The organism is Leeuwenhoekiella palythoae, from assembly GCF_900130045.1.
In the GTDB taxonomy this organism is placed as follows: Bacteria; Bacteroidota; Bacteroidia; order Flavobacteriales; family Flavobacteriaceae; genus Leeuwenhoekiella; species Leeuwenhoekiella palythoae.
In genome coordinates, this window is the sequence record NZ_FQXT01000001.1 from 144691 (window position 1) to 165515 (window position 20825).

A 20825-nucleotide genomic window follows, 5' to 3' on the forward strand; every position below is an offset into this window, starting at 1 on the left:
TTTAGGCGTAATTGTTGATTACTTTGTTAACAACAATATGTAGCCTACAGTCTTCTGCCTGTTATCCTTTATAAATTTATATAGGCAGAAATTTTAAAAGCAACGTGTATGAAGTTTAATCAAGAACACGAAGAGAATAATTTCCCGCTCACCCGTTTTGAATCTATGTTAAAGACAAATGATGTCCTTTTCTTCGATTCGGATGAATTTGAGAATATTGTCAACCATTATTTAGAAAATGGCAAAATTGCGCTCGCAAAGAAAGCTGTTAAACTTGGTCTTGACCAGCACCCTTCCTCCTCAAATCTCAAACTTTTTAAAATCGAAATTTTAATCTTTGAGAATAAACTTGATGAAGCAGATCGTTTGCTGGCAGAACTTTATGAATTAGAACCTCAAAACGAGGAAGTCTATATTCAGAAGGCTAATATTTTCTCAAAAAGAGACGATCACAAAAAAGCCATTGAGCTGCTAGAAACTGCACTGGAACTTACAGATGCAGATGCTGATATCTATTCTTTAATAGGAATGGAATACTTGTTTATGGACGATTTTCAGAATGCTAAGTATAGTTTTATGAAATGTCTGGAAGTAGATGAAGATGATTACTCTGCATTGTATAATGTGATCTATTGCTTTGACTTCTTAGAACAACACGAGGAAGCGATAGATTATCTCAATATGTTTCTTGATAAAAATCCGTATTGTGAGGTCGCCTGGCATCAGGTGGGTAAGCAGTATTTTGATCTAAAAAATTATAACAAAGCGCTGGCCGCTTATGACTTTGCGATCATTAGTGACGATACTTTTATTGGCGCCTATTTTGAAAAAGGAAAAGTGCTTGAAAAATTAGGTCGCTACAATGAAGCGATTGAAAATTATCAAATCACTCTTGGCTTGGACGATCCTACATCATTTGCATATTTAAGAATGGGTAAATGCTACCAAAAGTTGCATTGTGATGACCTTGCCATCGAATTCTTTTTAAAAACCGTTAAGGAAGATCCACTTTTAGATAAAGGCTGGATCGCGATAACCGATTTCTACACCAAGAAGATGGATTATCAAAATGCGCTTTACTACATCAACAAAGCCATTAATATTGATGGTGAAAATGTGTTGTATTGGAAACGCTATGCTAAAATCAACAACCGCTTAAAGTTTTATGAAGAAGCAGAACGCGGCTATCGCAAAACTTTAGAATTAGGGAATTATGAGCTAGACACTTGGTTAACGCGCTGTGATATTCTTATTTACTTAGGTGAATATGAAGCTGCCGTAACCAACTTGTTTGAAGCCATTGAGTTTTATCCTGAATCTCCGCAAATTGAATTCAGACTTGCAGGATTATATTTCAGTCTTAATCAAGAGGAAAAGGGTCATTTTCATCTTGAAAATGCATTGCGCTTAGAACCTGATTACGATATCATTCTTGAGGAACTTTTCCCCTTTGTTTATGCCAAACGCAGCGTACTCAAAAAAATAAAAAAGGCTAAGAAATCTTAATTCTGTAAAAAGGTCTATTTTGAAAATGATCATTTCTTAAATGACCTCAAGGGACTATTTGTCGTTGAGACACCACTAAAAACCACAGGTTATACTACTTGCGGTTTTTTTATTTTTCTTGCCGGGTACTTGCGGCTTTGAATTTATATTTCTTTCTTACTTTTGAGGCCAAACAACAACCTGCCTATGTCTCAAAACAGATCATTACTTAACTATGCGGTAATTACATTAAAAGGTCTTGCGATGGGCGCTGCTGATGTAGTTCCTGGAGTTTCTGGTGGTACTATCGCTTTTATTGCAGGTATTTATGAAGAATTAATTGCGACTATTGACAAGCTTGATACATCTTTTTTTAAAGTCTGGAAAAATAATGGAATTAAAGCGGCTGTAAACGCATACAATTTAAAGTTTCTTGGAGCGCTGTTCCTCGGTGTTATTCTCAGTATTCTCTCTTTAGCTAAGCTTATTACGTATTTACTTGAAGAACATCCGTTGCTATTATGGGGATTCTTTTTTGGTCTGATCGTAGCAAGTATCGTTTATATCGGAGCTCAAATCAAAAAATGGAATTTTGGTGTCATCCTTTCCGGGGTGATTGGCATTGTGATCTCGTACTATATTACCATCGCCGAACCTTTAAGCACAGGTGCAAGTTATTGGTTTATCTTTCTTTCAGGCTTTGTAGCCATTATTGCGATGATTCTTCCGGGAATATCAGGTTCGTTTATTTTGTTACTTTTAGGCTCTTACAGCATTGTTTTAGGCACTGTGCGTAACTTTGTTGATGCGCTTCTAGCATTTGATTTTTCTGCCTTAAAAGATGCAGCTTTAAAGCTTGTACTCTTTATGCTAGGTTGCGTGGTAGGCTTAAAGACATTTTCAAAAGTTCTCACCTATCTCTTTAAAAATTATCAAAATTTGACGCTCGCTTTACTTACAGGTTTTATGGTTGGCGCGCTCAATAAAGTTTGGCCTTGGAAAGAAGTGCTTTCGTACCGAACCAATTCTGAAGGGCATCAAGTGCCCTTGATTGAAAAAAGTATTTTGCCTCAGTATTTTGAAGGCGATCCTAAAGTACTCTTGGTTTGCATCTTGGCGCTTATAGGCTTTTTGACTATTTTTCTGCTTGAACGCTTTGCCAATTCTAAACAAGAAAATGGAATCTAAACACCGCTCCTTTCCTGATAAGGTTTGGCTGGTACTTAAAGGGCTTGCAATGGGCGCAGCCAATAAAGTGCCGGGCGTTTCTGGTGGTGTGGTCGCTTACGTTGCGGGCTTCTATGAAGAGTTTATTTATTCGCTTCAAAAAGTTAATAAAAATGCGTTTAAACTATTGCTTAATGGAAGGTTTAGAAGCTTTGTGCGCTATGTAAATGGCAGATTTCTTTTTCTGCTGATTCTAGGAATGATCATTAGTTATTTTAGTGTGTCAAAACTGTTAGACATCGCTATTGACCACTACCCCTTGTACGTTTGGAGTGCTTTTTTTGGAATGATCATCGGTAGTATCTATTACATCGCTAAAGATTTTAACGACTGGTCCCAGCGCAACATCATTATCCTAGCACTCGGAATTATCACAGGGATTCTTATCAGTTTACTTGAGCCGGCTACCCAAAACGACAATCTGATCTTTGTATTTTTCTGTGGAATTATTGGCGTTTCGGGAATGACATTGCCGGGATTATCGGGTTCTTTCATTTTGATCCTATTGGGCAACTATGTGTTGCTGTTAGTGGATTCCGTCAATGCGCTTTACGACACACTGTCTGACCTTATTCAAGCTGATTTTTCATTTATTAACGATCCGCACCGTTTGCGCTTACTTCAAGTGATGGCGGTATTTACTTTAGGATCTGTAACCGGTCTTGTGACCTTATCTAACTTTTTAGGTTATTTGCTGAAGCATTATAAACATGCAACCAATGCAGCTATAATAGGTTTTATTGCCGGCTCCTTAGGGGTTGTTTGGCCTTGGAAAAATCCTGTTTTTGAGCGGAATGCACTCGGTGAAATCAATTATGATCGTGTAGGTGATCCTATTTTAACGAATTATGACCGATATTGGCCAGAAAGTTTTTCCGCAGAAAACATAATTGCAACGATATTCATACTTTTAGGAATCTTTAGTGTGGTAGCATTGGGTAAATACGGGGAAAAGACCCGTGTACAGTCTTAGGAAATACTCCATTTTTACAAGCACTAAAACCAACTAAATCATATAACCCCAACCAATTATGATTAAATTAGGCCTTATAGGTAAGAATATTGACTACTCCTTTTCAAGAAAATATTTTACCGAAAAGTTTGAAAGAGAAGCTATTGATGGATCTTACGTTAACTTTGATTGCCAAAGTCCTGACGAAGTAAAACAGCTATTGGAGCGTACAGATTGCTCGGGATTTAATGTTACAATCCCTTACAAGGAAACGGTTATGCCCTACCTTGACGAACTCAATAAACACGCGAGTTCTATTGGTGCGATCAACACTATAAAACGGTTAAGCACGGGTAAGTTGAAAGGTTTTAATACAGATTATCTAGGGTTTAGAAGATCTTTAAAACCTTTTTTAGAGGAGCAAAATCATACACACGCGCTTATTTTAGGAACCGGCGGCGCTTCAAAAGCCATCGCTTACGCCTTAGAATTAGAAGATATTTCATTTAAATTCGTTTCTCGAAAACCTGAGAAAGATCAGCTTGCGTATGACGCATTAAACGGTGCGATTCTTTCAAAACATACGCTTATCATTAACACCACTCCGCTAGGCACGTATCCTAATATAACAGACTGTCCTAAAATTCCTTATCGCTTGCTGGGTAAATATCATTTGCTTTATGACTTGGTTTACAATCCGGTAGAAACGCAATTTTTAAAAAACGGAAAAGCCCAGGGCGCCCGCATTTCAAACGGTTATGAGATGCTTAAACTACAAGCCGAAGCAGCCTGGCAAATCTGGAATTGATCTAGCCTTCTCGCATTGTGCTCTTGTTAATTGCTTTCTTAGTAGTATCTTTAAATACTAATAAAGCACCTTAACATTGAAACAAATGTCAGAAGAAAAAAAAGCATCAGACAAAGACGAGAAGATTGATAACGATAAAGCACAGACTTCTAGTCAGATAGAATCTCAACAACCATCAGAAAACTCAGAAACGCCTGAAAATCCTTCAGAACAACAGGATGAAGCACTTGTTACTGAATCTATAGACGTTATACAAAGCGCCAAGAATGAGGAACATGATGACGAAGAATTTGTTGCTGAAGAATCAGACGAAGATGAGGAGACTGATCCTAATGATCTGGATGCAGCTTTAAATGAAGATAGTGAGGATGAAAGCACTTCTGAACGTCATAATATTCCTAAAAAAGAATACGATAGCCTTAGTAAAGAAGAACTCATAAAAGAGTTCAAATACCTGCTTAATAATCATAAAATTCAAGCCATTAAAGAGCACGTGACCGAATTGCGTGCTGCGTTTATATCTCAGTTTGAAGAAGAGCAGGAAGAGGCCAAAGAAAAGTTTTTAGAAGAAGGCGGAAACATCATTGACTTCAGATATTACAGTCCGTTAAAGAAAGAATTCAATACACTCTATTTTGAGTATCGTGAAAAGCGCAATAACTACTACAAAAATCTCAAAAAGGATCTTAATGCCAATCTAGAGACGCGCAATGCATTGATTGAAGAGCTTAAAGAACTTAAAAATGAGGTGGGTGGTGAAGATAGCATCAATACTACATTTGAGAAGTTTAAAGACATTCAGGAACGCTGGCGCAATGCCGGGAATATTCCGCGAGATCGTTATAATCTGGTATGGAATAACTACCACCATCATATCGAGAACTTTTATGACTTTCTGCATCTCAACAGAGAGTTTAGAGACAAAGATTTTAAAGAAAATCTTGACAAAAAACTGAAACTTATTGAGCAGGCCGAAGAACTTGCTAAAGAACCGGATGTAAATAGAGCATTTAAAGAATTACAAATGCTGCATAAAATCTGGAAAGAAGAAGTAGGACCGGTTTCTAAAGAATACCGTGAGGAAATCTGGGAAAAATTTAGTGCGGCTACGCGTAAAATTCACGATGCACGTCAAGAATATTTTAAGAATATAGATAAGATCTACGAAGAAAATCTTGAGAAAAAACAGGAGGTTATTGCTAAGATCGAAGATATAGCGGCTAACCCGGCGACTGCACACAGCGGCTGGCAGAAACAAATGAAAGAAGTAAATACGCTACGTGAAGAGTTTTTCAAAATAGGTAAAGTTCCTAAAAGAGATAACGAACCTACGTGGAAGGCGTTCAAAAAAGCGACGCGTGAATTCAATCATAATAAAAACGGATTTTATAAAAACCAGAAGAAGCAGCAGTATGAAAACCTGCAGAAAAAGCTTGAACTGGTTCAGATCGCTGAAGACAACAAGGACAATGAAGACATTAAAGTCACTATTGATCTAATGAAACGCATTCAAGCCGATTGGAAAAAAATTGGCCACGTTCCTCGTAAGGACAGTGATAAAATCTGGAAACGCTTTAAAAAGGCTTGTAATCATTTCTTTGACCGCTTACACGCAGAGAAAAAAGAAATCCTTGAAGAAGAGAAAGGAAACCTTGAAGAGAAAAATGCATTACTCGATAAGGTAAAAGCAATTGAACTCAGCGGTAGTCACGAAGATGATCTAAAAACCATTAAAAGTATCATTAAAGAATGGAAAGATACCGGTCGTGTACCTCATTCTAAAAAGAGTATCGAGCAAGACTTTAATAAAGTACTCGACGGTTTATTTAAAAAATTAGATCTAGGTAAAAAAGAATCTGAACTTATTAAATATGAAAATCGGGTTGCTGCTATAGCCGATGAGGATAGTAATCAAGCGCTTAATAAAGAGCATTATTTCATCACTAAAAAAATAGATGAAATCAAAGCCGAAATCAATCAGCTTGAAAATAACTTAGGATTTTTTCAGCACGTTGCAGATGATAATCCATTAGTACGTGATGTTCATAAAAACATCGCTGATCACAAAAAGAACCTAGAAATATGGAAAGCTAAATTGGCTAAACTTAAATCTTTATACTAGTTATTAGATTTAGAAGTTTTAAAGCTTTCGATTCAAAAGATTACATTTTATCATAAAAAAAGCACAGCCTTTACAGCTGTGCTTTTGATTTTTAAACCGTTTCAGTTTTTAGTCTTTATAAAGATATAAAGAAGATACACCTGATAGTGCTGTTGCAGAATTAGGAGCAACATTACCTCCTGCTGACGAAGAAACATTTCCGTAGGTAAGTATTTGTCCGCCTCCGTTTGCTAATTCAGCTACGTAAACCGCATCGGTTTCTGCATCATAAACCACATTAACTGGATTCCCCATAAGTGTAGCATCACCTTCATATCTAACCTGATCAGTAACTGCTAAAGTTCCACCGTTATCAACAGCATCAAATTTAGAATCAAAATTAGTGATCACGTGAAATGCACCATCTACAGCAAAGTCTCCTCCTGAAGCCGCTGCAATGTCAGTCATAATCATAGTTCCACCATCATAATCAAGTCCGTGTGTACGCACAATACCTTCAACTGTAATACGCTTAGAAGCTGCAACAGTCGCATCTGTTGTGTTAGTAGATGCAAAGTTTGTAAATACCGCAAGATCGCTACTGCTATCTACCACGGCATAAAGATCGTTGCCAACAAACTCAATACCCCAAACTGCAAAATCAACAGTAACTGTATTTCTTAAAGTAAAAGAATCTCCATCCTTTTCAAAAACGAAAAATCTTCCGTTAGCATTTGCATTGTCAGAAACAACATAGATATTTCCATTAACAGCTAAATCTCTAGGGCTTTGTAAAACGGTAGGTCCCATAATATCTACATCAAGACTAATAGTAGCCTCAATAATATCACTTACACTTAAATAAGATTGAAGTGACGTTTGTGTCGCGCCACGTGCTGCAATAGTAAAACTATCATCATCCGGGCTGTAGTAAATACCTTCAGCATCTGCTGAAGCGGTTCCGTAAGTAGTAATTTCACCTCTAAGAAGATCGTATTTAGTTACACTGCCATCAGTATGACTCGTTGCATATAAGTCTGCTGTTCCATTAATTTCATTACCTGCATCATCCGTGTCATCGTCACAAGAAGTTAAAGCTAATAATCCGATAGCTCCAAAATAAATAAATTTAGAAATGTTCATAAATTGAATTTTAGTTAAAATTGTTTTGTTCCTCCTAAGAAACGCAAAACAGCTTGTTCTAGTTCTTAAAGAATTATCAACGCTATTAACAAAAAATCATATTCAATTAATAATCAAAACTTTATTATTTGTAACCTATGAAGAATTAACGAAGGTTTAGCAGGGCTTTAGCACAAATTAAGAAGCCACATTTTTGCCAAAAATTGCCAAAAACTTTAAAATCGTCTTAATTAACTGCGCTCAGGAAACTTGCCTTCTACGTTTTTGAAGAATAATTGGAGTTGGCGCAAGTCGCGCGCGCAATTTCCGGTAGGATAAAATGGTCGCCCGATGCGATGTTCCTTCTTACCAAAATCCATCGTAATAGGAAGAATAGGCACTTGAGCTTTTAAAGCAATATAGTAAAATCCCGTTTTCCAATGGTCCACTTTCTTACGCGTACCTTCAGGCGAAAGAGCAAGTCTAAATGTATCGTGATCCTCAAACATTCGGGCAATACGATCAACTTTATTTTCGCTTTTAAAGCGATCTAAAGGAATTCCGCCAACTTTTCTAAAGTACCACCCAAAGGGCCACTTGAACAATTCTTTTTTACCTAAAAAATTAATTTGAACATCGATGACACTTCGAAATAATAGCCCCATATAGAAGTCATGCCAACTCGTGTGTGGAGCGGCAATGACAACCATTTTTTTGACCTCAGAAGGAAATGTTCCGTTGATTTTCCAACCCAAGGCCGTGTAGATAAAAAGTGCTAGTTTTCGCATTATGGTTGCCGCTTTTCTAGAATTGCGCGCGCTTCTTCTAAATCCTGAGGTGTATCAATACCAATAGCAGGTGAGTGTGACAACACCATTTTTATACGTTTACCATATTCTAAATAACGTATAGCTTCAATTTTTTCTGAAGCTTCAAGCAAACGCATCGGCAACTTTGCAAAGTCGAGCACAGCTTGCTTTCTAAAGGCATAAATACCTTTATGCTTGAAATACGTTACATCAACATCCCTATCTCGACGAAAAGGTATTGCTGCACGCGAAAAGTACAATGCAAAATCAGCTTGATCAACAATCACCTTTACATTGTTAGGATTTTCAATATCTTCAATTTTAGTAATAGGAGTCATCAAAGAAGCTAAGTCAATTTGCGCTGCATCTTCCTCATAAAACACTTGCAACACATTGCGCATATCTTCAACATTGGTAAATGGCTCGTCTCCTTGTACATTCACAACAATATCAATATCGAGATCAGCAACAGCCTCAGCAATACGATCGCTCCCGCAGCTGTGTTCTTTGATACTCATAATTGCCTGCCCTCCGGCACTTACTATTGTATCGTAAATGACCGAGCTGTCAGTAACTACATAAACCGTATCAAAAAGCTTTGTGTTTACAGCCGCTTCATAGGTGCGCAGAATTACCGGTTTTCCGCCGAGATCCTTCATTAATTTCCCCGGAAACCTAGATGCTTCATAGCGCGCAGGGATCATCGCAATAGTCTTTAATCGTTGAGTCATTGTAGCGAATTCTTTTTTAGCTTTCGTTTGTGATACCATTTATAGATTTGGTAGCCTAACAGAAGTACCAAAACGCCTGCAAGAATAGGAATAAAAATGGCAACTATTGCAAATATCGTGGATACTATAGCTTCTAAGGTTGCAAAAACCGGATTAGCAATTCCTAGTGTAGTTGCACTCGAAGTCGCTCTTAGTGCAGCGGTTGATCCTGCTATGAGCCCGGCTGTTCCTCCTCCCCCAATGATTGCCAGCGACCAGGAAACCCACGGACCGTAATCTCCTAAACTTACAAAAAACAAAATAGTGCCTGCAACCGCTGCAAGTGGAACAGCAATGGTATCAAGTGCATTATCAAACCACGGAATGTAATATGCTAGAATTTCAAAAACCGAAGCCACACCGAGCAGAACCAAAGTCTGCCAGTTGCCCAACCACTCCCAAGTACTCAACTGGATCACATCAAAACAAGCCGCCGTACTTAGCGCTAGCAGTGGTAAAAATATTCTAAAGCCTGAAGCCGCCGCCAAGCCAATTCCTAAACAAATACTTATAGCAAGTTCCACATCGCTTAATTTTCGATAAACATATCGTCTTTAAAACCTATAAGATACAGCTTTTTGCGCGCACGTGTAACGGCGGTATACAGCCAACGCAGATAATCTTTATCCATTCCGTTAGGAAGATATGGCTGCTCTACCATAATCGTTTCCCACTGACCACCTTGTGATTTATGACAGGTAATCGCATAGGAGAATTTGACCTGAAGAGCGTTAAAAAACTTGTTGTTCTTAACCTTCATAAACTTCTTGTACTTAGAAGTCTCATCAGCATAATCTTTCATCACTTCTTGATATAACGTATTGCCTTCTTCATAGGATAAAGAAGGTGTTTCTGAAGTTAGGGTGTCAAGTAGTAAAACAGTTTCAAAAGGAGCCAAGTTAGGATAATCTGTCATTTGAATTTTTACTTCCGCAAAGCGGAAACCATACAACTCCTTTATACTGAAAATCTCAAGAATTTCAATAATATCTCCGTTGGCGATAAATCCGGCTTCACTTTTAGTATCTAACCAAAAATAATTATTCTTCACCACCATAAAATAATCTCCGGCACTCACCTCTTCTTCTTTAAAAAGTATGCGGGAGCGAATTTGCTGGTTATAAAGATTTGCACGCTTGTTTGAGCGTACAATTATAGCCGTCCCCTCATTGCCGTATTCTCTGTAAGAATCGCCTAAGGCATCCATAATTTCGTGGCCATCTATAAGCCGTACCACATCATCTTGGCCGCTTAAATCAAATTTAAAATCCTCGTAGAGTTCGTCATTTAAGAACTCTCTGATCCTAGTCGCATTTTTAAGAATTCCACTCGTTTCGGCTTGTCGCATAACTTCATCGAGTTCTATGCTTTTTACCGTTTTATCAAACTGCAATTGAAGATTGCGCGCATCAAGTGCCGGGCTTAAATCCATTTTCACTGGTGGAAGCTGTGCTTGATCTCCTATTAGAAGTAATTTGCATTTATGACCACTATATACATATGCCATCAAATCATCAAGCAGAGAACCGTTTTCAAATAATTTAGATTCTGCTGCATTATCAGAGATCATTGAAGCTTCATCAACAATAAAAATTGTATTGCGATGCTTGTTGCGTTGTAACGTAAAAGAGACTCCGCCTCCCCGCTCCTTTTTAGGATAATATATTTTTCTATGAATGGTATGCGCGGGTTTGTCACTGTAGTTAGAAATGACTTTCGCCGCCCTTCCTGTAGGTGCTAACTGCACCGATGACATTTTAATTTTCCACAAGTTTTTAACAATGGTACCAATCACGGTAGTTTTTCCGGTACCGGCAAAGCCTTTTAAAACGTAAATAGAATTGTTTTTAGGCTCAAAAATAAAGTCGCTAAGTTGTTGTAATAGAATATCTTGTTTCTGGGTTGGCGTAAAAGGAAAATCTTTAAGTAAAAGCTTATAAAATGCGTGCTGATCCAGCTCCATAAATAATTATTGAAAGTGTAAAGATACTAATGAATTTAAGGGGATATTCTTTAACGATTAAAAAAAAATTGTAGATTTGCTTATAACCTTAATTAAAATCTAAAACCACACATCGAATGAAAATAGTAATTCAGTTAGTACTTTGGGTTGTTATCGGAGTATTAGGATATTTACTTTTTAACGCTGTTTACGGCGAAGTAAAATTTAATGACCTTAAAGTTGTACGTTATCAAAAAGCCGTTAACAAACTAAAGGAAATTCAAAAATCTCAAATGGCTTACAAACAGATAACCGGAAAGTTTGCAGAAGATTTTGATCAATTAATTGCATTTATTGATACAGCCGAATTTGTACTTACTGAACGCCGTGACACTTTAGTATTAGATGAAGAAGCGACACGTCGTTACCGAGTTGATACTAATAAGGAAATTACTATTATTGATACATTAGGATTCCGTTCTGTTAAAGATTCTCTTTTCCAAGGAACTGATCGTTACAAAACTATGATGAATGTTCCTGCTCCAGTAGCTGATGCTAAATTTGAAATGGAAGCCGGGACTATATTAAAGAGTGATGTGCCAATCCCGGTATTTGAAGCAAAAGTTTCTAAAGATATTTTATTAGCTGATCAACCTAAAGATTATGTTGCTAAAGAAAAGCAAGTGGTTTCTGTTGAAGGAGTAAATGGAGCTTATCTTACTGTAGGTTCTATGACTGAAGTTAAAACAGCCGGTAACTGGCCTAAGAGTTACGGAGATGCAGAGGACTAAAAATCTGGAAAACCCAGAAAATCTTATAGTATCCATCCAGGTTAGCCTGGATGGATTTTCTTTTTATATCAAAAATCAAGAGCATCAATGTGTTGAAGCGAAAAGCATTGCATTTGCGCGATCTCTTTCTCCTGAGAAAGCCTTAATTGAAATTAAAAAGATCATTGAGGCAACTCCTAACCTTCAACAGAATTTTGAAGAAGTAGTTGTGGTTTACGTCAACGAACTTTTTACAGTAGTTCCACAGGCGCTTTTTGACGAAAAACATCTCACCGATTATTTAAAATTCAACACCAAGATTTTAAAAACCGATTTTATCGTTTACGACGAGCTCGAAGCCTTAGAATTGGTAAATATCTACGTGCCTTACGCAAATATCAATAATTTCTTTTTTGATCATTTTGGAACGTTTACTTACTTCCACAGTCAGTCAATACTACTAAACAACACTCTTGCAGTCGCATCAACACAAACGGCCGAAGTTTTTGTTCACGTTAGACCGCATACACTTTCGGTTATTGCTTATCAAGAGAAAAAATTATTATTGAGCAATCAGTTTAACTTTGATACACCTCAGGATTTTGTTTATTATATTTTGTTCTGCTATGAACAACTTCAATTAAATCCTGAAATTCACCCGTTGGTCTTAAGTGGAGCTATTACTAAAGAGGATGCCAACTATGAGTACATCTACCAATATGTGAGAGAAGTTCGTCTTGTTGCTCCTGAAACAACTACTCCCGAAGAACTTAAAAACACGATTCTAAATTACCCATTGAGCTTATGAGAATTATCAGCGGAAGTTATAAAGGCAGACGTATACTTGCTCCAAAAAAATTACCGGTAAGGCCTACAACTGATATGGCCAAAGAATCGCTGTTTAATATTCTACGCAATAGATATACTTTTAGTACAGTTTCGGTACTTGATTTATTTTCCGGCACCGGAAATATAAGCTACGAATTTGCATCCAGAGGTAGTGAAAATATCACAGCAGTTGATGCCAACGCTTCTTGTGCGCGCTTTATTCAGCAAACCTCAGACGATTTAGAGATGCAGATCAATGTCATAAAATCTGATGTTTACAGCTATTTGGCAAGAGGTTCTGCAAACTATGATATCATATTTGCAGACCCTCCTTATGACTTTGAAACCTCTGAATTTTTAAAGATCGTTGACTTGGTTTTAGAAAACGAGCTACTTACTGATGATGGCACCTTAATCATAGAACACAGCAAGCATACAGATTTACAAGAACATTCTAATTGTTTTGAGACGCGTAAGTATGGGGGTAGTGTTTTTAGTTTTTTCAATAAAAATTCATAATACACTGATTTTTAGTATTTTTACTAAAAATAAATCCCAACTTGAAACCTCTTAAAATCATAAAACTCAACTTTTGTGTTTTAAGATTTTACGATCATTTTGTCATTTCAGAGATACATGATGGCGTAAATCTCACGCAGGAACACATAGCACAAGCTCACAAAATTATCACTGATTTTTTTGGGCCTGCTACCTATTACGGCTATATATCGTTACGAATTAATGATTACAGCGTGAATCCTACAGATTATTTATCCTGCCCATTCTATGACTATATTGCAGGAATGGCTGTGGTAAGCAATAGAGCGATAAAGCGAGAAGCTGCTCAATTTGAAAAAGCCTTTTTTAAAAAACCACTTGAAGTTTTTTTCACTCTTGAAGAAGCAATAGATTGGATTAAAAGGCTACCAAAGACCGATCTAAATAAAAAAGCAGACCTATAAGCCGGGTTCTGTAATTACAAAATTGTAATCCCTTATCATTTATCTAGACAAACAATTACTTGTTTGCTCAATCTGTCTACCCTCCGGCATCGCACGGGACGCACTTCATTGCCGGTATACATGACATTGCACCACATAGAGTTTACCTGATTTCACTACAGCATGATCTGTACATTCTTTCTGTTGCACTGGTCCTAATACTCTAGAAATCTAAAGTATTGACGGCTGTTAGCCGCTATGTTTCCCTATGGTGTCCGGACTTTCCTCTCGTTTGCACGAGCGATAAGGCGGTCTGCTTGCCGCAAAAGTACGTTTTTAAACTTAGCCATTCAGCGTGTTCATAATCTTATTAAATGGAAAAATTGTTGATAACATCATAGCAAAAATCAGCGCTATTGGGTGCCTATTGATACAGCTCTTTTTATATTTGTTACCGTAAGAAATTATAGCGATTTCTATCTTAATAATCACCAGATTTCTGCATTGGAACAATTTATAGTATCAGCCCGAAAATACAGACCTGCCACGTTTAAAGACGTTGTAGGCCAGCAGGCCATTACCAATACTTTAGAGAATGCCATTGCAAATAACCATCTGGCTCAAGCCCTACTTTTTACCGGTCCGCGTGGTGTAGGTAAAACTACCTGTGCGCGTATACTTGCAAAAAAGATCAATCAAGAAGCCGATGAAATTGTAGATGAAGATGAAGATTATGCATTTAATATTTTTGAATTGGATGCCGCTTCAAACAACTCTGTTGATGATATTAGAAACCTCATAGATCAAGTGCGTATTGCTCCACAAGTGGGCAATTATAAAGTTTATATTATAGATGAGGTACACATGTTATCTTCGGCGGCTTTTAATGCCTTTTTAAAAACGCTGGAAGAACCACCGAAACACGCTATTTTCATTCTTGCAACCACTGAAAAACATAAAATATTACCTACTATTCTATCTCGCTGTCAAATTTTTGACTTCAAAAGAATTACGGTAAAAGACATACGCGAGCACCTTGTTGATATCGCTAAGCAAGAAGGTATAACCGCTGATGAAGAAGCACTTCACATCATAGCACAAAAGGCAGACGGTGCTTTGCGTGATGCCTTATCAACCTTTGATCGGGTGGTGAGTTTTTCTGGAGAAAATCTTACACGAGCTGCCGTAACCGAAAACTTAAATGTTCTCGATTACGACACCTATTTTGAAACTACCGATCTCATTTTAGAAAATAATATCCCGCAACTACTGCTAAGCTTTAATGATATTTTAGCTCGCGGATTTGACGGCCACCACTACATCGCAGGTCTAGCATCGCATTATCGCGATCTTATGGTTTGTAAACAACCCGCGACCATTGCTCTTTTAGAAGTGGGTGATCAAACTAAAAAGAAATACCACGAGCAAGCGCAAAAAACAAGCTTCAACTTTTTAATGCAAGCCTTAGAGCTCGCCAATGAATGCGACTTAAAATATAGAACTAGTCGCAATCCTCGCCTGTTAGTTGAACTATGCTTGATGCAAATGGCCTCTATCACTTTTGATGGAGAAAAAAAAAAGCCCGTAATTTCATAATTCCGGCTTCGTATTTCAAAAGTCAGCCTGAACAAGCACCTAAAAATGTATCAGTAGAATCGAAAACGGTTTCTGCTCCTGTTCAAAACAAAGAGCAGACAGCGGAAAAAACAGTAGAACCTGTTAAGCAGCCTATACCAAGTCAAGCGGCTGAACCTGAAACCGCTCAAGAACAACCACGCGTAAAGCCCAATTTAACCAATCAAAGTCAGCGCGTTTCAGGACTTTCTTTAAAAGGTTTACGCCGCAAAAAAGAAATTCTTGAGCGACAAACTGAAAAAGAAGTTGATGTAAGCAAACTGCCGCGAGAGCCTTTCACCGAAATCGCAATGCAAGCCGCCTGGAAAGAATATGTGGCAAAACTTCAGAAAAAAGGTGAAAAAATTCTGGCTTCAAATCTGGAGACTGATACACCAACGTTAAAGGGAACTGCTATTCAAATTGAGTTTCCTAACGATACCATGCGGGTAGAATTAGAACGCGCGCAACACGGACTTTTAGAATTTTTAAAGCGTAAGTTGCAGAATTACGACATCACCATTGATATCACGGTCAATGAGGCAGCAGAGCGTAAATATGCGTACACGACCCGTGAGAAATATGAAAAACTAAAGGATAAAAATCCTGATCTCGACTTACTACGTAAAACTTTTGATCTTGATATCTAATGCTAGGACTTAAATTACCCACAGACCCAAGATGGGTCAATATTGTTGAAATGAATATTGATGATATTCTTACGGATCACGCTTTCTGCGAGCAAAAAGCAACCTCTACGGCAATATCTTTAATTGTTTCTTTTCCTGAATATACTGAGCTCGTGCAAGAAATGATCGCTTTAGTAAAAGAAGAAATCAGCCATTTTAAGCTCGTTCACGATAAAATAATTGCCAGAGGAAAGACTTTAGGCCAGGACCGAAAGGATGCTTACGTAAATAAATTGCTCAAATTTTTTCCGAAGGGAGGCAGTAGAACGACACAATTGGTGCACCGCCTGTTATACGCGGCGCTTATAGAAGCCCGAAGCTGTGAACGATTTAGATTGCTATCACAGGAGCTTGAGGATGAAGAGTTGTGCACATTTTATCACAACCTAATGGTAAGTGAAGCCAATCATTATACTATGTTTTTAGGCTTTGCCCGTAAATATGGTGATGAAAAAGAAGTCAATAAGAAATGGCAGGATCTTCTAGATTTTGAAGCCGAAATTATGAAAGACCTTAGTAAAGAGGGTACTATTCACGGGTAAACAAACTGCTTTAAGTTATTATACCTTCTGCAGCATACCAAAAAATAGCCGGCAAGTTGCCGGCTATTTTTTTATCTAAACTTTTTTAAAGTCGATAGGAGGCCATTAAAGCGAAGTACTGATTTTTTCCTTCGATACCTGAATAGCGCTCTTCGATTACATTTCTAAATCCTACAGAATAGCGTGCTTCAATAGATAGAAAATCAAATACCTGAACACCAATTCCTCCAATTCCTGAATAATCGAAATTTTTATAAACCTCGTGATTGTCAGAATTCCATACAGCAACGCCTACTTGCGGCCCTAAGTGGATGTTGAACTTTCCAAAATTCTTTTTGAACAGTAAAGGCAACTGAAGGTAATCAAGTTCAGCACGCTCATCAAAAGGACGCATAGGCAAACCATCTTCTCCATTACCAAAATTATATTCAGGCCCTGTGTTAGGCTTTATACCTTGGCCGGAGTATAAAAATTCCGGTTGAAATTGAAATGCATTTCCCAGCGGGATTTCAGCAAAAACACCGGCTGCAAAACCATAGCGACTACTAGAGTCATCAAAGGCATCTCCACTCAAAGTAGAAACATTCATACCTATTTTAGCACCGTAGCGTACTCCTTGCGCAAAAGAATTAAATGCTGCCAAAAGAAATATTCCGAGTAAAAATTTCTTCATAATTATATTTTTAAATTTGTTGAAGTTCAGTAAAGTAGCATAACAATATTACTACTATTTTTAATTGCAACCTAAACCGGCAGCTTTTTATCGTTGTAAAGCGATTTAATGATACCATCAGACAAGCCTATCTTAGGAACGTGAATATTCTTAGCTCTACTCCATTTCATTGCAGAAAGATAAATACGGGTCGCCGGGATGATCACATCGGCACGATCCAGATTTAAACCAAGTTCTGTAACCCGTTCCTCATAAGTATAAGATTGTAAAAATTCGTAGAACGTGACCATATAAAAATACGTTAAGGGTTTGCCGTCCTTTTTACCGCTGAGTTTAAAAATCTTATTGATATTTCCACCAGAACCTATGAGTTCAATTTTGGTATGTCCGGCAGTGACTTCCTTAATCCAGTTTTCAACTTCGGTCCACGTGTTATGTCCTACTAAACCTTCTAGTAGTCGTACAGTTCCTAGTTTAAATGATCTGGAAGCAACTACCTCTCCTGCGCTATACAATGTAAATTCGGTACTACCTCCTCCTACATCAACGTATAAATAAGAACGGTCAGAAGCTATGAGGGACTTCAAATCGGTATTAGCAATAATCGCTGCTTCGTCGCTTCCGTCAATTATAGTGATCTGAACACCTGTTTTTTTCTTTATCGTCTTCACAACCTCGCTTCCGTTTGTGGCTTCGCGCATTGCTGAGGTAGCACAAGCTTTATAGTCTACTACTTTATGCGCCTTCATTAAAAGCTTAAACGCTTCCATAGTATCAATCATGCGCTCAATATTTTCTTCGGAAATTTTCTTTTCCTTAAAAACATCAGCTCCCAACCGAATAGGCACACGCACTAAAGAACTTTTTCTAAAAATAGGATCGCGATCTTCTACCTCTATAACGTTTGCCACCAGCAAGCGCACGGCATTAGAGCCGATGTCTATCGCACCGTATTTCTTTAGTTGAATCATAGTTTAAGTAAGTTTATTCAAATAGTAATCGTAAGTCGCAAACTGCGAGCGCAACGGAGCCTCATCATTTTTGCGATACGCATTGTCCTGTTTTGCGGTAATCTCTCTGGCTTTCACATTATCATTCCAGCAGATCGTATATGTATCTATAATTTCCTGCTTGATATCCTCATCATAGATTGGGCAAGTTACTTCTACCCTATTATCAAGATTTCGAGTCATCCAGTCTGACGACGAAATAAACACCTTCTCCTCGCCTTCTTCTCCAAAAATCATTACCCTAGGATGCTCTAGAAATTTATCTACGATGCTTATCAGTTTTATATTCTCACTCATTCCTTCAACTCCCGGAATCAAACAACATACGCCACGAATGATCATATCTATTTTTACCCCAGCATTACTAGCAGCGTACAGCTTATCTATGATAGCATAATTAGACATACTGTTAAGCTTCAGTCTAATGTATCCTTTACCTCCACTTTTAACTTTTTTGATCTCGTTATCGATCAACTTATAGAACGTATTACGCGCATAATGCGGTGAGATCACTAAATGCTGATACGTATTGACGATATAATTGGTATCAAAGAAATTAAAGAGCTTACTCAGGTCTTTGAGTATTTGCTTATTTGCGGTAAATAGCGTGTAATCTGTATAAATGCGTGCGGTCATACCGTTGAAGTTTCCGGTACTTATAAACCCATAACGTTTAAGTCGTGAACCTTCTAAGCGCTCTATAACACACACTTTACTGTGCACTTTGAGCCCGGGAACACCAAAAATGAGCTTTACTCCTTCATCCTGCATTTTATTGGCATAACGCATATTACTCTCCTCATCAAAACGGGCGCGCAATTCAATTTGCACGGTTACTTCTTTTCCATTTTTAGCTGCATTGATCAAAGCACTAGCCACGTGGCTCAGTTTAGCCAAACGATAAATGGTGATTTTTATGGTTTTTACTTTAGGATCCAGAGCGGCCTCGCGTAAAAACTTGATTACATATGCAAAGGTGTGGTACGGCGTGTATTGCAAAAAGTCTTTTTCTGCGACTTTTTTAAACATACTATCATTTAAACTAATCCCTTTAATGGGTAGCGGTTTTTGCTTAGCATAAAGCAAATCTGTACGGCCAAGACTAGGAAAATCCATATAATCCTTTCGGTTGTGATAACGGCCACCGGGAATGATACTGTCTGTATTTTCAATTCCTAATTTATTCAATAAAAAAGCTAATGTATCGTCGCCGATAGTCTGATCGTGTACAAAGCGTACCGGCTCTGCATCTTCACGCCCTTTTACACTTTTAGATAATTTCTCAATAAAACTTTTCCCCAGATCAGATTCGAGATCTAGCTCAGCATCACGCGTGATCTTAATCATATGTGCCGAAATCTCATCGTACTCAAATATGCTGAAAACCGATTCTAAATTATACCGAATCAAATCATCAAGGATCATAATATAATCATTACCATCAACCTGCGGAAGCACCACAAAACGATCAAGCTCGCTAGGAATTTCAACCAAAGCATAAATAGGTTTTTTACTGCCCTTTTTCTTCATGGTGATCGTCAGATACGCCTCAAGATCCTGAATACGCGGAAGCTCTAGATCATCGCTTAAAACAATGGTAACCAAAGCCGGACTCACTTTTTCGGTGAAAAAAGATTTAATGTACTCGCTATGCTCAGGAAAATGTACCTCATTTTCTTTGATCACGTAAATTCCCTCTTCTTTTAAACGCTGGAGAATGTCATCAATAATATTTAAACTTTCTTCCTGCTGTTGAATTACGATGCGCGTAATTTTCTCAAGAAGTTCATCTGCTGCGTAAACACCCAAAGCCTTACGGCCCTTTTTACCCGCTTCTACAATACGTTTTACCGTGGCATAACGCACTTTAAAAAACTCATCGAGATTATTAGAAAAGATTCCTACAAACCTTAAACGCTCAATCAACGGAACCGTTTCATCAGCAGCCTCTTGCAAGACTCTGGCATTAAATTGCAGCCAGCTGATTTCTCTATTAATATAACGCGTTTCATCTGCTTCTAAAGTGGCCATATTTATTCGGTTATCCATTTATTTAATTTGCTTCGGTTTGATGTATAGCTTGGTTTCACCAAGATCTATTTCACTCCAGTGCTTCACATTAAAGGTAATTTCTGTAAATGCTGCAGTGGCTACATTATCTATTGGTTTATTTCCGTATTGATTTACCCAATAAGTCAGTGCATTATTGTGCCCAAATACCATCAAACGGTCAATCTCATCATCACAAGATCGTATGAAACTATCAAGCCCCGTCCCATTAAAATCATACAATTGGTGCGAAAGTTCTAACCGCTCTTCCGGGATTCCTAGCTCTTTCAAATACAGTAAAGCTGTGGTTTTTGCACGAACAGCGTCACTGCTCACTATGCGCTGTGGTAATGTAATTTTTTCACGAATATAGGCTCCCATTTTAGGAGCGTCTGAAAGGCCACGCTCGTTTAAGGGCCGCTCGTGATCATCAAGATCAAACTCCCACGATGACTTGGCGTGACGTACTAGATATAATGTTTTCATACTGTAA

The 20825-nt window shown here is 37.8% G+C and carries 18 protein-coding genes, 1 other RNA gene and 1 pseudogene; 10 read left to right on the forward strand and 10 right to left on the reverse strand.

Annotated features, from left to right (window positions below):
- Positions 1–108 precede the first annotated feature (108 nt).
- The 5 genes from BUA96_RS00640 (at position 109) to BUA96_RS00660 (ending at position 6594) form a co-directional block, all read left to right on the forward strand.
- On the forward strand, positions 109–1506 hold the full coding sequence (locus BUA96_RS00640; RefSeq protein ID WP_072979284.1) for a tetratricopeptide repeat protein: 1398 nt from the start codon (positions 109–111) through the stop codon (positions 1504–1506).
- A 186-nt stretch (positions 1507–1692) separates the two neighbouring features.
- Positions 1693–2673 (forward strand): DUF368 domain-containing protein, encoded by a 981-nt coding sequence (locus tag BUA96_RS00645; RefSeq protein ID WP_072979286.1) that lies wholly within the window; start codon positions 1693–1695, stop codon positions 2671–2673.
- Positions 2663–3685, forward strand: coding sequence for a DUF368 domain-containing protein (locus BUA96_RS00650; RefSeq protein WP_072979288.1), 1023 nt, complete (start codon positions 2663–2665; stop codon positions 3683–3685). Before BUA96_RS00645 ends, BUA96_RS00650 begins: the two co-directional genes overlap by 11 nt.
- Positions 3686–3743: 58 nt before the next feature.
- On the forward strand, positions 3744–4472 hold the full coding sequence (locus BUA96_RS00655) for a shikimate dehydrogenase family protein (protein WP_072979290.1): 729 nt from the start codon (positions 3744–3746) through the stop codon (positions 4470–4472).
- A gap of 85 nt (positions 4473–4557) precedes the next feature.
- Positions 4558–6594: a DUF349 domain-containing protein gene (locus BUA96_RS00660; RefSeq protein ID WP_072979292.1), complete on the forward strand. Its 2037-nt coding sequence runs from the start codon at positions 4558–4560 to the stop codon at positions 6592–6594.
- 108 nt (positions 6595–6702) lie between these two features.
- On the opposite strand, the gene BUA96_RS00665 is transcribed toward BUA96_RS00660, so the two are convergent.
- The 5 genes from BUA96_RS00665 to BUA96_RS00685 all read right to left on the reverse strand — a co-directional run bounded on the left by BUA96_RS00665 (position 6703) and on the right by BUA96_RS00685 (position 11237).
- Positions 6703–7716, reverse strand: coding sequence for a hypothetical protein (locus tag BUA96_RS00665; protein ID WP_072979294.1), 1014 nt, complete (start codon positions 7714–7716; stop codon positions 6703–6705).
- Between the two features lie 230 nt (positions 7717–7946).
- Complete coding sequence (locus tag BUA96_RS00670) at positions 7947–8483, reverse strand: 1-acyl-sn-glycerol-3-phosphate acyltransferase (protein WP_072979296.1); 537 nt, start codon at positions 8481–8483, stop codon at positions 7947–7949.
- The gene (gene kdsB / locus BUA96_RS00675; protein WP_072979298.1) at positions 8483–9235 is read right to left on the reverse strand and encodes a 3-deoxy-manno-octulosonate cytidylyltransferase; all 753 of its coding nucleotides are present in this window, start codon (positions 9233–9235) and stop codon (positions 8483–8485) included. Before kdsB ends, BUA96_RS00670 begins: the two co-directional genes overlap by 1 nt.
- On the reverse strand, positions 9232–9798 hold the full coding sequence (locus tag BUA96_RS00680) for a DUF4126 domain-containing protein (RefSeq protein ID WP_072979300.1): 567 nt from the start codon (positions 9796–9798) through the stop codon (positions 9232–9234). Before BUA96_RS00680 ends, kdsB begins: the two co-directional genes overlap by 4 nt.
- Before the next feature lie 5 nt (positions 9799–9803).
- Positions 9804–11237, reverse strand: a complete 1434-nt coding sequence (locus BUA96_RS00685; protein WP_072979302.1) for an ATP-dependent DNA helicase — start codon at positions 11235–11237, stop codon at positions 9804–9806.
- 116 nt (positions 11238–11353) lie between these two features.
- On the opposite strand from BUA96_RS00685, the gene BUA96_RS00690 reads away from it, so the two are divergent.
- Genes BUA96_RS00690 through rsmD form a run of 3 tightly spaced genes read left to right on the forward strand, consistent with a single transcriptional unit; the run spans position 11354 to position 13333 of the window.
- Positions 11354–12007, forward strand: coding sequence for a hypothetical protein (locus BUA96_RS00690; protein WP_072979304.1), 654 nt, complete (start codon positions 11354–11356; stop codon positions 12005–12007).
- Complete coding sequence (locus BUA96_RS00695; protein ID WP_072979306.1) at positions 11994–12794, forward strand: DUF3822 family protein; 801 nt, start codon at positions 11994–11996, stop codon at positions 12792–12794. The genes BUA96_RS00690 and BUA96_RS00695 overlap by 14 nt, the downstream gene beginning before the upstream one ends.
- Positions 12791–13333: a 16S rRNA (guanine(966)-N(2))-methyltransferase RsmD gene (gene rsmD / locus BUA96_RS00700; protein ID WP_072979308.1), complete on the forward strand. Its 543-nt coding sequence runs from the start codon at positions 12791–12793 to the stop codon at positions 13331–13333. Before BUA96_RS00695 ends, rsmD begins: the two co-directional genes overlap by 4 nt.
- 424 nt (positions 13334–13757) lie before the next feature.
- On the opposite strand, the gene rnpB is transcribed toward rsmD, so the two are convergent.
- An RNA gene (gene rnpB / locus BUA96_RS00705) (RNase P RNA component class A) lies at positions 13758–14075 on the reverse strand.
- 184 nt (positions 14076–14259) lie between these two features.
- Between rnpB and BUA96_RS00710 the strand changes: the two are divergent.
- Positions 14260–16019 (forward strand): annotated as a pseudogene (locus BUA96_RS00710) (DNA polymerase III subunit gamma/tau).
- On the forward strand, positions 16019–16600 hold the full coding sequence (miaE, locus tag BUA96_RS00715; RefSeq protein WP_072979310.1) for a MiaE family protein: 582 nt from the start codon (positions 16019–16021) through the stop codon (positions 16598–16600). Before BUA96_RS00710 ends, miaE begins: the two are co-directional and overlap by 1 nt.
- Before the next feature lie 85 nt (positions 16601–16685).
- Here the strand turns inward: miaE and BUA96_RS00720 are convergent, their stop codons facing one another.
- The 4 genes from BUA96_RS00720 to BUA96_RS00735 form a co-directional block, all read right to left on the reverse strand.
- Positions 16686–17273, reverse strand: coding sequence for a porin family protein (locus BUA96_RS00720; RefSeq protein WP_072979312.1), 588 nt, complete (start codon positions 17271–17273; stop codon positions 16686–16688).
- Positions 17274–17344: 71 nt separating this feature from the next.
- A complete protein-coding gene (locus BUA96_RS00725; RefSeq protein WP_072979314.1) occupies positions 17345–18244 on the reverse strand; it encodes a Ppx/GppA phosphatase family protein in 900 nt (299 codons plus the stop codon).
- A 3-nt stretch (positions 18245–18247) separates the two neighbouring features.
- Positions 18248–20332, reverse strand: coding sequence for a polyphosphate kinase 1 (ppk1, locus tag BUA96_RS00730; RefSeq protein WP_072979316.1), 2085 nt, complete (start codon positions 20330–20332; stop codon positions 18248–18250).
- On the reverse strand, positions 20333–20818 hold the full coding sequence (locus BUA96_RS00735; RefSeq protein WP_072979318.1) for a SixA phosphatase family protein: 486 nt from the start codon (positions 20816–20818) through the stop codon (positions 20333–20335).
- Positions 20819–20825 lie beyond the last annotated feature (7 nt).

Coding starts and splice junctions, on each gene's coding strand:
- miaE (WP_072979310.1), top strand. CDS start 16,019: ATGCTAGGACTTAAATTACCCACAGACCCAAGATGGGTCAATATTGTT.
- BUA96_RS00640 (WP_072979284.1), top strand. CDS start 109: ATGAAGTTTAATCAAGAACACGAAGAGAATAATTTCCCGCTCACCCGT.
- BUA96_RS00655 (WP_072979290.1), top strand. CDS start 3,744: ATGATTAAATTAGGCCTTATAGGTAAGAATATTGACTACTCCTTTTCA.
- BUA96_RS00690 (WP_072979304.1), top strand. CDS start 11,354: ATGAAAATAGTAATTCAGTTAGTACTTTGGGTTGTTATCGGAGTATTA.
- BUA96_RS00670 (WP_072979296.1), bottom strand. CDS start 8,483: ATGCGAAAACTAGCACTTTTTATCTACACGGCCTTGGGTTGGAAAATC.
- kdsB (WP_072979298.1), bottom strand. CDS start 9,235: ATGACTCAACGATTAAAGACTATTGCGATGATCCCTGCGCGCTATGAA.
- BUA96_RS00725 (WP_072979314.1), bottom strand. CDS start 18,244: ATGATTCAACTAAAGAAATACGGTGCGATAGACATCGGCTCTAATGCC.
- BUA96_RS00660 (WP_072979292.1), top strand. CDS start 4,558: ATGTCAGAAGAAAAAAAAGCATCAGACAAAGACGAGAAGATTGATAAC.
- rsmD (WP_072979308.1), top strand. CDS start 12,791: ATGAGAATTATCAGCGGAAGTTATAAAGGCAGACGTATACTTGCTCCA.
- BUA96_RS00695 (WP_072979306.1), top strand. CDS start 11,994: ATGCAGAGGACTAAAAATCTGGAAAACCCAGAAAATCTTATAGTATCC.
- BUA96_RS00645 (WP_072979286.1), top strand. CDS start 1,693: ATGTCTCAAAACAGATCATTACTTAACTATGCGGTAATTACATTAAAA.
- BUA96_RS00685 (WP_072979302.1), bottom strand. CDS start 11,237: ATGGAGCTGGATCAGCACGCATTTTATAAGCTTTTACTTAAAGATTTT.
- ppk1 (WP_072979316.1), bottom strand. CDS start 20,332: ATGGATAACCGAATAAATATGGCCACTTTAGAAGCAGATGAAACGCGT.
- BUA96_RS00650 (WP_072979288.1), top strand. CDS start 2,663: ATGGAATCTAAACACCGCTCCTTTCCTGATAAGGTTTGGCTGGTACTT.
- BUA96_RS00735 (WP_072979318.1), bottom strand. CDS start 20,818: ATGAAAACATTATATCTAGTACGTCACGCCAAGTCATCGTGGGAGTTT.
- BUA96_RS00720 (WP_072979312.1), bottom strand. CDS start 17,273: ATGAAGAAATTTTTACTCGGAATATTTCTTTTGGCAGCATTTAATTCT.
- BUA96_RS00665 (WP_072979294.1), bottom strand. CDS start 7,716: ATGAACATTTCTAAATTTATTTATTTTGGAGCTATCGGATTATTAGCT.